The sequence below is a fragment of the Flavobacterium sp. P3_A6 genome (assembly GCF_056403035.1).
Window position 1 is genome coordinate 21,441 of sequence record NZ_JBFUGG010000010.1, and the last position, 15,518, is coordinate 36,958.

13 protein-coding genes are annotated in these 15,518 nt (G+C 34.2%); 8 read left to right on the top strand and 5 right to left on the bottom strand.

Going from position 1 to position 15,518, the window contains the following annotated elements; translation table 11 throughout:
- Positions 1–93: 93 nt before the first annotated feature.
- From AC1DVP_RS11605 to AC1DVP_RS11640, 8 genes are all read left to right on the top strand, one after another.
- Positions 94–2,241 (top strand): TonB-dependent receptor plug domain-containing protein, encoded by a 2,148-nt coding sequence (locus AC1DVP_RS11605; protein ID WP_477183633.1) that lies wholly within the window; start codon positions 94–96, stop codon positions 2,239–2,241.
- A gap of 13 nt (positions 2,242–2,254) precedes the next feature.
- Positions 2,255–3,664 (top strand): HmuY family protein, encoded by a 1,410-nt coding sequence (locus AC1DVP_RS11610; protein WP_477183634.1) that lies wholly within the window; start codon positions 2,255–2,257, stop codon positions 3,662–3,664.
- A gap of 213 nt (positions 3,665–3,877) precedes the next feature.
- A complete protein-coding gene (gene ffh / locus AC1DVP_RS11615) occupies positions 3,878–5,230 on the top strand; it encodes a signal recognition particle protein (RefSeq protein WP_477183635.1) in 1,353 nt (450 codons plus the stop codon).
- Between the two features lie 162 nt (positions 5,231–5,392).
- Positions 5,393–6,274, top strand: coding sequence for a bifunctional 5,10-methylenetetrahydrofolate dehydrogenase/5,10-methenyltetrahydrofolate cyclohydrolase (locus AC1DVP_RS11620; protein ID WP_477183636.1), 882 nt, complete (start codon positions 5,393–5,395; stop codon positions 6,272–6,274).
- A 464-nt stretch (positions 6,275–6,738) separates the two neighbouring features.
- Positions 6,739–7,575, top strand: a complete 837-nt coding sequence (locus tag AC1DVP_RS11625) for an ABC transporter ATP-binding protein (RefSeq protein WP_477183637.1) — start codon at positions 6,739–6,741, stop codon at positions 7,573–7,575.
- The gene (locus AC1DVP_RS11630) at positions 7,565–8,386 is read left to right on the top strand and encodes a hypothetical protein (RefSeq protein ID WP_477183638.1); all 822 of its coding nucleotides are present in this window, start codon (positions 7,565–7,567) and stop codon (positions 8,384–8,386) included. Before AC1DVP_RS11625 ends, AC1DVP_RS11630 begins: the two co-directional genes overlap by 11 nt.
- 1 nt (position 8,387) lies before the next feature.
- Positions 8,388–8,765 (top strand): GntR family transcriptional regulator, encoded by a 378-nt coding sequence (locus AC1DVP_RS11635; protein WP_477183639.1) that lies wholly within the window; start codon positions 8,388–8,390, stop codon positions 8,763–8,765.
- Positions 8,766–8,845: 80 nt separating this feature from the next.
- Positions 8,846–9,541 (top strand): hypothetical protein, encoded by a 696-nt coding sequence (locus AC1DVP_RS11640; protein ID WP_477183640.1) that lies wholly within the window; start codon positions 8,846–8,848, stop codon positions 9,539–9,541.
- Between the two features lie 361 nt (positions 9,542–9,902).
- Here the strand turns inward: AC1DVP_RS11640 and rluF are convergent, their stop codons facing one another.
- The 5 genes from rluF to AC1DVP_RS11665 form a co-directional block, all read right to left on the bottom strand.
- A complete protein-coding gene (gene rluF / locus AC1DVP_RS11645; RefSeq protein ID WP_477183641.1) occupies positions 9,903–10,715 on the bottom strand; it encodes a 23S rRNA pseudouridine(2604) synthase RluF in 813 nt (270 codons plus the stop codon).
- A gap of 179 nt (positions 10,716–10,894) precedes the next feature.
- The gene (locus tag AC1DVP_RS11650; RefSeq protein WP_477183642.1) at positions 10,895–11,752 is read right to left on the bottom strand and encodes an alpha/beta fold hydrolase; all 858 of its coding nucleotides are present in this window, start codon (positions 11,750–11,752) and stop codon (positions 10,895–10,897) included.
- 49 nt (positions 11,753–11,801) lie between these two features.
- Entirely contained in the window at positions 11,802–12,581 is a 780-nt protein-coding gene (locus tag AC1DVP_RS11655; protein WP_477183643.1) for a zinc ribbon domain-containing protein, read from the bottom strand.
- Between the two features lie 3 nt (positions 12,582–12,584).
- Positions 12,585–13,682: a Nif3-like dinuclear metal center hexameric protein gene (locus AC1DVP_RS11660; RefSeq protein WP_477183644.1), complete on the bottom strand. Its 1,098-nt coding sequence runs from the start codon at positions 13,680–13,682 to the stop codon at positions 12,585–12,587.
- 316 nt (positions 13,683–13,998) lie between these two features.
- Positions 13,999–15,270: a tetratricopeptide repeat protein gene (locus tag AC1DVP_RS11665; protein WP_477183645.1), complete on the bottom strand. Its 1,272-nt coding sequence runs from the start codon at positions 15,268–15,270 to the stop codon at positions 13,999–14,001.
- Between the last annotated feature and the right edge of the window lie 248 nt (positions 15,271–15,518).

Below are 15,518 nucleotides of genomic sequence, written 5' to 3' on the forward strand. Positions count from 1 at the left end.
TATTAAAAAAGTTTTGACAAATATATTAAATTAATTTAGAATAAATAAAAATAAGATATATATTTGCGTGATTATTAAGACTAAATAAAAATAATGAAACCCAAAATTACTCTTTTTATAGCCTTCCTTTTTTGTCAAATATCTTTCGCACAAACGAAAGATACTATTGCTGCCAACAAACTTTCGGAAGTTGTTGTTACTGGACAATTAGGGCCTCAATCAATAAAAAAATCAGTTTTTAATGTTCGTGTTATTTCTAAAGAAGATATTAAGCAATTAGCGGCAAATAATTTATCGGATGTGTTAAATCAATACCTGAATATTACCATTCAAAATAGCGGGAGTGATGGTCGATCTACTGTTTCAATGTTCGGATTGGATGCTCAGTATTTTAAAATTTTGGTGGACAATATTCCTTTGGTAAGTGATACAGGAATGGGAACTAATGTTGATTTGACGCAAGTAAATCTTGATGATGTAGAACGAATCGAAATTATTGAAGGCTCGATGGGAGTTACTCATGGAGCCAATGCTGTAACTGGGATTTTGAATATTATCACTAAAAAAGCAGCAGTTAATAAATGGGAAATAAATGCCACAGTTCAGGAAGAAACAGTAGGAGATGAGTACTCCCTTTTTGATAAAGGAAGACATATCCAAGCGGTTAAAGTTTCACATCAGTTTAATGAGAATTGGTTTGTGAATGTAGGCGGAAACCATAATGATTTTGCAGGTTTTTTTGATGATAAAAAAGGAAAAGATTATAGCATAAATGATGATTTAAGAGGATACAGCTGGCTGCCAAAGGAACAGTTTGTAGCGAATGCTCTGCTGGGGTATGAAAAATCTAATTTTAATATTTTTTACAAATTTGATTACTACGGAGAAGAGGTTCATTATTACAATCCAACACTAAATCCACAAGATAATTACCCTTTTCCAGAAACCTATTATGCTAAGGACAAACGTTATATTACCAATCGCTTTTACCATCATTTAAATTCTAATGGAAAACTTTTTTCAAAATTAAATTATAATGTTTCGCTTTCACATCAAAAACAGAAACGTGATTTAGAGAAATTTAATTACCAGCTTGAAACTCAAGAAGAGTTTAATAATACAAGAGAAACCTATCAGTCTAAAGAGGTTCTGTATTCTACGGGAACTTTGAGTGATTTTTTTAATACTAAAAAAGTAGATTTTCAATTGGGTTATGAGATTACAAATGAGAAAGGATATTATAATGCTGTAGCTGGACTTTTTTATGATGGCGTTCAACAGCTTAAAAATGTTGATAAAGAATTAGGTAACTATGATATTTTTACCGTTGCCGAAATCAATCTGTCGGATAAGTTTTCTGTACGTCCAGGGATTCGATATTCATTTCAATCTGCTTTTGATAACCAATATGCGAGCTCTTTAGGACTGCGTTATATTTTCAAGAAAGGATTAGAAACCAGAGCTTCGATAGGGACATCATACCGCACTCCTAATTTTGATGAATTATACAGCTACTTTGTAGATTCAAATCATAATATGCAGGGTAATCCGGAATTAGTTCCAGAAAACAGCACTTCATACGAACTGAGTTTTAAAAGAAATTGTCTTTTAAATTCAGGTGCTCAAATCGCTAATAATCTTGCTGTTACTTTTTTGGATGTGGATGATCGAATCGATATGGTGCTTACTCAAGTAACTCCAACCATGAATTATAAATATGTAAATATTAATAAATATAAAATGTGGAATGCTTCGACCACTGAACAATATACTTATAAAAACTGGAATATAAAAGTAGGAGCAGCTTTGGTTGGGATTTCTCAAAAATTGGATTTAGCGGCCTTGAATATTACTTCAGACGATAAATATCTATACTCTTTACAGCTAAATTCCAGTATTTCCTATAACATTCCTAAGTGGAATACTTTGTTTGCGCTTTACTATAAATACAACGGAAAACAACAACAATTCGTTGCTGGAACTGATGAGAATAATAATCCTAAATTCTATTTAAACAAGATAGATCCATATAGTTGGATGGATGCTTCGGTTAGAAAATTATTTTTTAAAGATCAACTGGAAGTGATCGCTGGCGCTAGAAACTTGTTTGACATTCAAAGCGTACAGCTTATTCAAAATGGAGGAACTGGCGGGGCTCATGCTTCAGGAAGTTCAGATCTATTGCTAGGCTATGGACGCTCTTATTTTCTTAAACTCACGTATAACCTTAATTTTAATTAATATATAAATACCCATGAAAAACAATTTTATTTTAATCCTTTCTTTTGTATTACTTGCTTTTACTGCTTGTAATAATGACGACGATGCACCGGTTGTTAGTACAGTTGCTTTTGCAGCAAGTTCATTAAATTTGAGTGAAGCAAATACACCTATTGAAGTAAAATTTGATAAGCCAGCTGCAGCAGCGGGTTCATTAACAATAACTTTTACAGAAACAGGTGTTGTTTATGGTACTGATTTCACAACTTCACAAGCAGCTGCATCAAAAACAATTGTAATCCCTTTTGCAAAAGATGTTTCTTCAGTAATTTTTACTTTTACGAAACTAAAAGAGGCAGTCGAAGGTGAAGTAAAAAATGTTGTTTTTACGATTACTGGGGCTACTGCTAATACTACAATCGCAGCAAACAATTCGATTCAGGTTAGTTTTAACGAAACTCCTTCTTTAGGAACTGTTTTGGCTCCAGAAGTTGGAGGTGCTTTGCAGCAAAATCAGGTTTTTGTTGATTTGAGCAGTGCTAAAATGACGAAGGTTTTAAGAAGCTCTTGGGACTTAGGTTTTTATAGTGGTGCTGAATTTAGAGTTGTGCTGAATAGTTCAATAAATATGGCTGCTAAAAAATTAGAAACCACAAATATTGATGCAGTTCAAGTAATTGATGAGACTATGATTATTTCTCAGGGCAGCGGAATTGCATCTCAAATAGACGATCCAACAGGAGATTTTACAAAAACAACTGCTATTTCTGAAATTTCAACTGCAGATTCTGATAATAAAGTTTACTTGATTTATTTAGGAAATGGTGTTGCAGCTACAAACCCAGCTTTGGGTAAAGAAGGATCAGTTGGAGGAGCCGCTAGAGGATGGAAAAAAGTTAGAATTTTGAAAAGCGGAAACGATTACAAAATTCAATATGCAGATATTGATGCAACGACTCACAGTGAAGTTATTATTTCAAAAAATGCAGCTTATAATTTTACTTTTTTCAGCTTGTTAGATAAAAAGACAGTTACTGTTGAACCTGTAAAAGCACAATGGGATATAAGTTTCAGCACTTTTACTAATTTGGTTGGATCAACTACTCCATATTTCTACCCGGATTTTGTTTTAAGCAATCTTAAAGGCGGTGCAAAAGCATATCAGGTTCTTGTAACAGATTTTACGTATGACAGCTTTACTTTAGCTAATGTTGTAGATTCTAAGTTTACAGTTGACCAGCGAAATATTGGTTCTAATTGGAGAAGTACCACTAGCAGTACTGATGCAAATGGTAATCCAGTTTCTAATCTTGTTGTTAAAACAGATCGTTTCTTTGTGGTTAAAGATCCAGCAGGAAATATTTATAAATTAAAATTCACAGGAAGTTTAAGTGACGCAGGTGAAAGAGGATATCCTAAATTTCACTACGCCATCTTAAAATAATAAGGAGATTAAGAATATCCTGAGTTTAGTTAGTTAGTTAGTTAGTTAGTTAGTTAGTTTTTATTGTTTTTGGAAAAGGAGGCTGGATTTATTCAGCCTCTTTTTGTTATTTTTAATCTTATTTAAAAAACAATTGATTTTTTATTTCTAATACTATTTAAACTTCAATATCAAATCATTAAATTTGCGCCTTAATTAAAGAGAAATACAATTATGTTCGATAATTTAAGCGATAAATTAGACAAAGCCTTTCATATATTAAAAGGACACGGAAAAATCACCGAGGTAAACGTAGCCGAAACTTTGAAAGAAGTTCGCCGTGCTTTACTTGATGCCGATGTCAATTTTAAAATTGCTAAAGATTTTACAACCAAAGTAAAAGAAAAAGCAATAGGTCAAGATGTATTAACGACATTGCAGCCTGGTCAATTATTGGTAAAATTAGTCAAAGATGAGCTTACTGAATTGATGGGAGGGGATGTTGCAGGAGTAAATCTTTCCGGTAATCCTTCGATAATATTAATGTCAGGGCTACAGGGATCTGGAAAAACTACTTTTTCTGGTAAATTGGCCAATTATCTTCAAACAAAAAAGAATAAAAAACCACTTTTGGTTGCCTGTGATATTTATCGTCCAGCGGCAATCCAGCAATTATATGTTGTTGGAGATTCAATAGGAGTCGAGGTTTACTCAGAACCTGAAAATAAAAATCCTGTTGAAATAGCACAAAATGCAATTAAGCATGCAAAAGCCAACGGGTTCAATGTTGTGATTGTCGATACTGCCGGTCGTTTGGCTGTCGATAAGGAAATGATGGATGAAATTGCCAAAGTGCATAAAGCCATTCAGCCGCAAGAAACCTTATTTGTTGTGGATTCCATGACAGGTCAGGATGCAGTGAATACTGCAAAAGCATTCAACGATATCTTGAATTTTGATGGGGTTATTTTAACCAAATTAGATGGAGATACTCGTGGTGGAGCTGCGATTTCTATTAAATCAGTAGTTAATAAACCGATTAAGTTTGTGGGTACTGGAGAGAAAATGGATGCAATTGATGTTTTCTATCCAAATCGTATGGCAGAACGTATCCTTGGTATGGGGGATGTTGTGTCGTTGGTGGAAAGAGCTCAAGAGCAATACGATGAAGATGAGGCAAGAAAAATCCAAAAGAAAATTGCTAAAAATGAATTTGGTTTTGATGATTTCCTGTCACAAATTCAGCAAGTAAAGAAAATGGGTAACATGAAAGACTTGGTAGGAATGATACCAGGTGCTTCCAAAGCGATGAAGGATATCGAAATCGAAGACGATGCTTTCAAGCATATTGAAGCCATTATCCATTCTATGACTCCAATCGAAAGAAGTAAGCCTGCGATAATCGATGTAAAAAGAAAAGCTAGAATCGCCAAAGGTTCCGGAACAAAAGTAGAACAGGTTAATCAATTGATGAAGCAGTTTGAACAAATGAGCAAGATGATGAAGATGATGCAGGGTCCAGGAGGTAAAAACCTAATGAAAATGATGGGCGGAATGAAAGGAATGCCAGGTGGAATGCCGAGATAATAAAAATAGTTTCAAGTTTGCTTCGCCAGTTCGGCTTTCAGCCTCGTGTCAGGTTTCAAATTGTTGAAACAGAAATTTGAAACTTTTTTAAGTTAATAAATTAGAAGTTACTCTTTTAGACAAGAAAACTTAAAATCATAAACTAAAATTTTAGACAAAAAAATGCAACTACTCGACGGAAAAAAAACATCGGAAGATATTAAGAATGAAATTGCTGCCAAAGTGAAGACAATGAAAGACAATGGGGAAAAAGTACCTCATTTAGCTGCAGTAATTGTGGGAACTGATGGAGCAAGTTTAACTTATGTGGGAAGCAAAGTGCGCTCTTGCGAACAAATTGGTTTCGAATCCACTTTAGTAAGTTTGCCTGCCGATATCACCGAAGAAGCTTTGCTTGCTAAGATTAAGGAATTAAATGAAGACAACAATCTGGATGGTTACATCGTTCAGCTACCGTTACCAAAGCACATTGACGAGCAAAAAATCCTAATGGCTATTGATCCTGACAAAGATGTGGATGGTTTTCATCCTGCCAATTTTGGGAAAATGGCTTTAGATATGGAAACATTTTTGCCTGCAACACCTTTCGGAATAATGGAATTGTTGGAACGTTATAAAGTAGAAACAGCCGGGAAACACACCGTAGTTATCGGGCGCAGCCATATCGTGGGAAGACCAATGAGTATTTTGATGAGCCGTAAAGGATATCCTGGTGACTCAACTGTAACGCTTACCCACAGTCGAACTAAAAATATTGAAGAATACACTAAAGACGCCGATATCATCATCACTGCCCTTGGTGTTCCAAATTATCTCAAAGCCGACATGGTAAAAGATGGTGTTGTCGTTATCGACGTTGGAATCACTAGAGTAGAAGATGCTTCTCATCCAAAAGGATATGTAATTACTGGTGACGTTGACTTTGACGGCGTAAGCAAAAAATCGTCTTTCATCACTCCGGTTCCAGGTGGAGTTGGGCCAATGACTATCGCGATGCTGTTGAAAAACACGCTTTTGGCAAGAGAAATTAGAAGCAGAAAATAAAAAAATATATTATTTACAAAAGCCGTTTCATTAAGTTGAAACGGCTTTTTTGTGTTTTGTAAGTTCCTTTTTTCATCATAAAATCCGAGTAAATCAGTTTTATCCGTACAATCCGTGGCTAAATATTGAATCCAAGTCTATTTAATCTTTTGTTTTTTCTTAAGTTTTTTAAAACAAAACAATAGGCTTCTTTGTTAATAGGGGCTCCTGCTTTTCGTTACAATCTTTTGGGACGAGACAGCACAAAAGGGTTTCCACTGAACACGAGCGAAGCGAATTGACGAAGTAATCGAGACTAAAAGGAGACATTATACCTTCTTGTAATCATTAAAAAAAGAAGAATAACTATAGTCAAATTCAGGTTTACAGACATTTATAAAATATTTTTTGCAAAACACTTGTTTCGTAAATAACTATTTAGTTTATTTGTGTACTACTAATCTAGTGCACTAAAAATCTATACTATGATAAATATTCAAAATCTAACTTTTCAGTACAAAAAGCAGAATGCTTTGTTTACTGATTTATCCTTTCTGCAGGGAAATGGCAGTATTGTAGGACTGCTGGGCAAAAACGGAGCCGGGAAATCAACTTTTCTCAAGTTAATCTCCGGTTTGCTGAAACCGCAATCGGGAGAATTAAAAATCAATGGCTTCAAACCCTTTGATCGATTGCCGGATTATTTGTCGGATATCTATATGGTTTCCGAAGAGTTTTCTTTTCCTTCGGTGACCATTGGACTGTATATAAAGGCAACCGCTCCTTTGTATTCAAAATTCGATTACAATAAAATGGACAAAATCCTTCAGGAATTTGAATTAGATTCTGCAAAAAAGTTAAACGGACTTTCCCATGGACAGCGCAAAAAGTTCCTGATTGCTTTTGCCTTATCAACTAATTGCAGTTTGCTCATTCTGGATGAGCCAACCAATGGTTTGGATATTCCTTCTAAAAGTTTGTTCCGAAAAATACTTGTCAGTTCAGTTTCCGAGGAACAGTTGGTGCTCGTATCAACTCATCAGGTAAAAGATATTGAAACGATAATCGATAAAATCGTAGTGCTCGATGAGGGAAAAATAGTTTTTAACGAAGGTATTTTCGATATCAGCCAGCAATGGCAATTTAAAACCGTTGCCAGTTTAGCCGATGCTGAAACACCGATTTATCAAGAGAAATGTCTTGGCGGATACCGTATAATAACTCCTGTAGACTCACTCGGCGAAACCGAGATTGACATCGAACTGCTTTTTAATGCCATCATCAATAAAGTAACCATAAAATCCGAAAGCTATGCCGTTTAATAACTATTTTAATAAAAACCGATTTGCCAGTTTATTCAAACAGGATTTGCTGATTAACAAAACAAAATATCTTCTCGCTGTTCTTGGATTAGTGCTTGTTACTTATTTATTATGCTATTTGTATCTTAATAGCTGTAAAAATAGTATGATTAAATACGATTATTCTATAAACCAGAATTATACAGTTTGTTTTGCATTTTTTATGGTGGCAGTAGGGGTAATTGTTGGTACAGCATTTCCCGATTTGTCCGATAAAATTAAGACAGGTGATTATTTACTCAATCCAGGCTCTGCTTTTGAAAAAGTGATGCTCCAGTTTCTGATTAGAATTTTACTTTTTATCCCTATTGCTTTGGGGATATTTTGGGTGGCCATTCGTTTGGCAAAAGCTTCCTTAATTCCCGGAGAATCAGGATTAGATCCAGCTATAATCCCTTATTTTGAATTTCGTTTTTTGGTAACTAATCCGAAAAATGGGCTGTGGGAATTTTGGCGGATAATTTTTATGATTTTTTTATTGTTTTCTTATGGAACTTATCTTTTTGCCGGTGCGGCTCATTTTAAACGTTATGCATTGGTTAAGACAGTGGTTGTTTCCGTAGTTCTATTTGTAACTTCGATGTTATTTTCGTCGATGCTGTCCCATATTTTTTATCCTAAGGAAACTCATGGTTTTAATATTGAGCTGAAGGGTTTTGCTGTTACAGAACATATTGACAGTATTATGATCTTTACTTTATCGCTGGTTCTGATTTCTTGGATGTTCTTTTTGGCAATTGCTTATTTTAAAATAAAAGAAAAAGAAGTTTAATATGGATTTTAAATCAACAAAAGGGATTTATCTTCAGATAGTGGATAATCTCTGCCGGCAAATTTTGGAAGGACAGCTGCAGTCTGGTGATCGGGTAGCTTCGGTGCGGGATTTGGCAGCCGAATTTGAAGTGAATCACAATACGGTGATGCGGGCGTATACGAACCTGCAGGAGTCAGGTATTTTCGACAACAAACGGGGTATCGGTTTTTTTATCTCCGAAAAAGCCCTAGAGCTGATTAAAGCAACTGAAAAAGCTAATTTTTTCAGTCAGGATTTACCCGATTTCCTGCTCAAAATAAAATTGCTCCAGCTCAACAGTACCGATTTAAACGAATTATTATCCGTAATAAAAAACAATGATGATGAAATCGCGTAAAAATAAGCGTTTGCCAAAGCAAATATCTTTAATTAAAAGGCGATACCATATTTGCCCTTTAACAAATAAAATATACAAATATGAAAACCAGTAATAAAATATTTATCTCTTTTTTGATTTTTCTATTTAGTGGAATTATCGCTTTATATATCGGATCCAAATATTATGCCGAGGAGTATGATACTGATGATTTTGTGCATCAAGAAAAACTATTACCAGCTTTTTCGGTAGTGGTTGCAGAACCAGGAGCTGCTTTTTGTTTAAATAATGGAAAAGAAAACAAAATAACTCATACGTATTTGAAAGGAAGTGTTCCGGATATTGGTTCTTTTGCAGTTCGGAATGATACTCTTTTTATGTCTATGGTAAAACTAAAAAAAGGTCAGGTTAGGCATACCAGCAATGTAACTTATGTGTCTTGTGTAAATGTAAAAAGCATCGTGAGTAAAGAAAATTCAGATATTCGATTGGACAAGTTTGAAGCAGATACTTTGGATGTTAGTATGAATAAGTCTAGACTGAATTGGGAATTTGGTAATATTATCTCACTTCAGATACAGGCCAAAGATTCTGATATTTACCTTTATGGAAAAAAAATAGAGAAGACAAAGATTCAGTTAGATAAAACACAGTTAAGGATAGATACGAAAACAAGAATTAATGAATTATCAGGAATTTTAATCAATAATTCAGAGGGGTTTTTTTCTCATAGTGCAAAAATTCATCTTGACACTGATAGAACGAGCTCTTATAACTTTTATGATTTTGTAAATTAACCGTATATCATAACATTTAAGTTTAACGTTTAAATGTGAATTTTTGTTTTTTGTGAGTAAATTAATGAATAAGTTGTTGTATGTTTAAAAACTTAACATTTAATTGTAATCCTTTTCTATATTAATAAGTAAGTTTGAAAACTCAAAAAAACGACATCATTATCTATTTGTCGATAGTTAGTTAATTGTGGAAAAACTTGATGCTACTACTGTGTCTTATTTGAGCATTAAGAAAATTGAAATTAAAGCAACAACGACTGAATATGCAATCGGTATAATAAAGCAATTTATCAAAATTGATAAACCCGATGAAAGACTTCTTTTTTAGAATTTTTTCATCGGGTTTTGTTTTAAAATGGATTTAATAATCCCCTCTTTTTTTGAATCTTGGATCATCTCTTTTGATGAATTCGGTTCTTCTTTTTTGAGGTTCCGTTTTTGGTAAGCTGGCTTCCTCGGTCTTGCTGGAAGGTTCAATCAATTGGTTGAGTTCTTTAATTTCGGCGTCGGTTAAATCACGGTAGCGTCCTACGGATACATCCAATGAAATATTGATAATTCGAATGCGTTTCAAGGCGGTAACTTCGTATCCTAAATATTCGCACATTCTGCGGATTTGGCGATTTAATCCTTGTGTCAGAATGATTTTGAAAATGTATTTGCTGATTTGCTCTACTTTACATTTTCGGGTAACGGTGTCCAAAATGGGTACGCCATTTCCCATTCGCTCAATAAAACGATCTGTTATGGGTTTGTTTACCGTTACGGTATATTCTTTTTCGTGATTGTTTCTGGCACGCAGTATTTTGTTGACGATATCGCCGTCGTTGGTCATGAAAATCAGGCCTTCGCTGGCTTTGTCCAATCGCCCAATAGGAAAAATGCGTTTGGGATAATTGATGTAATCCACTATGTTGTTGCGTACTTCCAGATTGGTGGTGCATTCTATTCCTACAGGTTTGTAGAAAGCAAGATAAACTGGTTTTTCGTTTTTCTCCCGGATTAGTTTTCCGTCTATGCGCACTTCGTCATCTGGTGAAACTTTTGTTCCAAGTTTTGGTACGACTCCATTGATGGTCACTCGGCCTTCTTCGATAAATTTATCGGCTTCGCGACGGGAACAATAGCCTGTTTCTCCTATGAATTTATTGAGGCGTTTTAGATTTTCTTCCATACTGCAAAAGTAATCTTTTTTTAGACTTCTTGGATTTTTAGAATATTAGACTTTTTGATTTCTTCCTGAAACTAAAAAAATAAAACCTTTTAGTCCCGATAGCAGTGAAAATCCTTATGAGCCGGGGTTCGGCTTATAAGATTGTAACGGATAGCGGGAATCCATATTAACAAAAAAGCCTATTCTTCGGCTTCAAATAAAAAGCGATAGATTTCTTGGTATAATTTATCGTCGTGCATCGAATGGCCTAAATCATTTGTGGCGATGAATTTTCCTTTTTTCCAACCGCTTGCGATTTTTTGGCCTTCTTCAAAAGCAACTACTGCATCGGTAGTATCATGGGCGATGATTCCTTCAATTTGGATATGCTTGGCAAATGCGCCTCCGGAGAAATCCTCCAATTTGAGATTAAAATTTTCTAAATAGCGTTTTTTCAAGAGACTGAACATTTTTCGGTTGAGGCTCAAAATTTGGATATAGTTGTCGATGAGTGTTTTTAAATCGGAGGGAGCGCCGAGAATCACCATTTTTTCAATGCTGGTTTCGGGATACAGATACTGATGAAAGATGCAGGCCGAACCACCGATGGAATGACCGATGATGATGCTCGGGTTGTATTTTTTGACCGCTTTGTTAATGAATTCGGCATAACGGGGAACGTTGAATTCCTTACCGCTGCTTTGTCCGTGAGCGGGAGCGTCTATGGCGATTATGGTGCTTCCTGATTTTTGCAGATACGGCAGGGTTTTTTCCCAACGTGCCGAATTGCTTTCCCAGCCGTGCACCAAGAGGATTTTGGTGTTGTTCCCTTTCCAAATATAGGTTTGGAAATGATGTTCGTTGTGCTGGAATTTTTCTTTGATGGTATCCTGCAGAATTTCCGGAAGCTTGTCTTCCGAGATTTTGCCTATTCTAGGGTTGGTAAAAAGAGCATAGGAAATGTGTAATGCTTTTTTGGGATGCACTAAATGAAGTAGGTTGATGTATTGGCCAACAGCCTTGACAGTTAGAAACCGGATGCTTTTTTTTAGGCTCAAAATAATGTGTTATAAAAAAAGCCTCGAATTTCGAGGCTTAGTTGTTTTTTTAGAACTTAGAAAACAATTGCTGCATTTTCTCTCTTTCTTCTTCAGCCAAAACACTGTCGACTAAAATTCTTCCAGAGTGTTCATCAATTAAGATTTTCTTTCTGGCAGCAATTTCTACTTGTGTTTGTGGCGGAATGGTGAAGAATGATCCTGCAGATGCTCCTCTTTCGATAGAAACAACAGCTAATCCGTTACGGACACTGCTTCTGATTCTTTTGTAAGCTACCAATAAACGATCTTCGATTAGTGCTTCAAACTCTGCCGATTTCTCGCTTAAGAAGATTTCTTCTTTTTGAGTTTCGGACATGATAGCATCCAATTCTGATTTTTTATGTTTTAAATGAGATGATTTAGAATCTAATTTTTCTTTTGAAGAAGCGATTACTTCTTTTTTGTGTTCAATAGAAGCTTTCATTTCTTTAATTTGCTTTTCAGCTAATTGAATTTCTAATTCTTGAAACTCAACTTCTTTGGTCAAAGAATTGAATTCGCGGTTATTACGAACGCTTTCTTGTTGTTTAGTGTATTTTTTGACAGCTTCTTTGTGCTCGTCAATTGCATTTATTTTTTGTTTGATAAGGTTCTCGATTACCTCAAGTTCGCTTTTCAATTTCTCTGAACGAGTGCTTAAACCTGCAACTTCATCTTCTAAATCTTCTACTTCTAAAGGCAGTTCACCTCTCACGTTTCTGATTTCGTCAATTCTAGAGTCAATAAGCTGTAAATCGTATATTGCTCTTAACTTGTCCTCAACACTTAATTCTTTCGTATTCGCCATATTCTATAAGTACTTAACTGGATTTGTATTTTCTTCCGATAAAATGATTGCAAAATTAAGGATTTTTTTTCTAAGATAATCAACAATATACTCTTTTGTATAACGTTCACTTTCAAAATGTCCAATATCGGCTAATAAAAGCTGATTTTCGGCTTCATAATATTGATGATATTTTAAATCGGCTGTCAAAAAAACATCGGCACCAGCCTGTATTGCATTTTTTATGGCAAAACTTCCCGATCCGCCCAAAACGGCTACTTTTTTTATCTTTTTTCCTGTAAAAGCGGAGTGACGTATTCCGTTGGCTTTCATTTTGTCTTTGGCATAAGCAAGAAAATCTTTTTCATCCATTTCTTCTTCCAATTCGCCAATCATTCCCAAACCAATATGATTAAAAGTGTTTTTCATATTGTAGATTTCAGTAGCCACTTCTTCGTAGATATGATTTTCACGAAGCGCTTTTATGATTCCAGTTTCTAAATGTTTTGCATACACTACTTCGATTTTGGTTTCTGTACCTCGTGACAAAACGCCTCTTTCACCAATGGTAGGCTCGCTTTTTTCGTTGCCTTGGTACGTAAAAGTTCCTTCGGAGTTGAAACTGCATTTGTCATAATTTCCAATGCTTCCCGCACCAGCTTCAAACAAAGCTTCTCTAACTTTTTCGGCATTGTCCCGAATGGTATACGTAACTAATTTTCGGATGTTATTTTGTTTTGGGATTAAAATTTTGGTGTTTATAAGCCCCAAAGTGTCACAAAATATTTTGTTTACTCCTTCTGGATGATTATCCAGTGCAGTATGAACTGCATATATGGCAATGTCATTTTTTATAGCTTTGAGCAGGGCACGCTCTACATAATTTTTACCAGTTATTTTTTTTATTGCAGCAAATAAGATGGGATGGAAACAAACGACCAAATTGCATTTTTTTGCAATAGCTTCGTCAATAACATTTTCTAAAGCATCATGGCAAACTAAAATGCCTGTTGCTGTAGTGTTTTCGTCTCCAATTATTAATCCTACATTATCAAAATCTTCGGCATAAGCCAGTGGAGCCATTTCTTCAAGAACAGAAAGAATTTCTTTTATTGTACTCATTTTTTAATCTTTTCGAGGTATTTGTTATCTGTATTTTAAAAATTAATAACGTAAATTATTTGAAATTAATTTGTAAAGTTACAATATAGTCAGTTTTTAATAATTTCCGTTCAAAGATAAAATATTATACTTTCGTAAAAAGAATTTACTGTGAAAAATTACGATTTCATTAGCCATTTTGTATGGCTTTTTTATTGGTGTTTAATAGTGTTAATTTTTTGTCTCGGATTAATAAATGAGAGAGCATTCTTTAATCCTAAATAGGCAGGCAAGAATTGGAAGATGATAAAATGTAAAGCATTTGAAAAATTATGAATTAATATAGTTTTGCTTTTAATTCTTTATATTCAGCTGTCATTTCCAGAGCATTATAAACACTCAAAAGGTTTTTAGAAATATCTTCGTTTTCAGGATTCATTTCAATTGCTTTTTGGAGATAAGGAATCGTCTTTTTATAGACATTATCCCTTTTTATTTTTAAATCATCGTACTTTTTCATCTCTGCAGGAGATGTACCTAGCTTATTCATGTCTTCATTTATAGTTTCGGCTTCTTCCAGTTTTAAAAAGGAAAGATTTATATAAGCATTAATATATTTAGGATTAAGTGTTACTGCTTTTAGATAAAAATTTTCGGCATCGGTAGTGTTTTTGGCTTTAGCGCTAAGAACGCCCAGATTATAAACCAAATCGGCATCATTCTGATTTTTTTTCAAAATGGGGTTCATTGCTTTTTTATATGATTCATAATCTTTAGTTTCCAAATACAAATCAGCTTCTGCCAATGCCAGTGAAATGTCTTCCGGATTTTTTATTCTCGCTTCCGAAATTACTTTTTTGGCTTTTTCCCGATCTCCTTTTTGGATATAAAGCAAAGCCATGTTTTTATAGATCTCGCCTCTTTTCGAAATTCTTTTTTCTGTTCTAGGTTTTTCATGGGTGCCGGCTTGAATAGATAAATCGCGGTCATATTCAGTTGAGAAATTTTCTTCAGTTTTTGTTATTCGGTTTGTTGCAAAATAATTGATGMCAATTCCGGAAAAGTTAATAGCTTTGAGTGTTTCATAATGTTTAAGAGCTGTAGCATAATCTTCTCCATTTACAAATGCAACTGCTGAATTGTACAAATTAACAGTGTCTTTTGAATCTATTAAATAAGCTTCATACCGTTCATTAGCGCTGTCAATATATTTTTTTTCTTTAAAGTCGCTTACACCTATTTGGACTAATTTTTCTTTAATATTTTTAAAAGAACTCTGAATCTGACCAGTATATCTTCTTTTACCTGATTCTGATTCAATTTTGATGGTTTCTCTATATGATTTTGTTGCTAAAACTAAGTTTTTGCCTTCGTCAGTTTTTTTATCGGCTAATCTTAAAAAGGAACTTCCCTGAATGAAATAATATTGAGCTTTTTCTTCATCTTTAGAATTGTAAAMTTGATATTCAATACTTTTTAGAATAGATATTGCATTCTGCAGATTACCGCTGTCCAATTCTTTTTCTGCTTCTTTTATTTTTTCTTTTTGCGCTTCAATGATTCCCGTAAACAATAATAGGATTAAAACAATAAAGTAATTTTTTTTCATAATGTTGATAATTGCAGGTTAAACAAGTTTGGGTTTTTGGCTGTGTTTAATAGTATTAGTTATGTTGTTTTTTTGTTTAAAATCATTTAAACAACATGGTTTTATAACAAAAATAGAATTAAAAATGAGCCGCTTAAGGGGTTTTGGAGAGAATTTTATACTGGATAAACGGATTTCAGAAAACGATAAAAAACAATATGTTAATTTATGGTTATCACAATTCTAACATCCTTTTTTTATTAAAAATA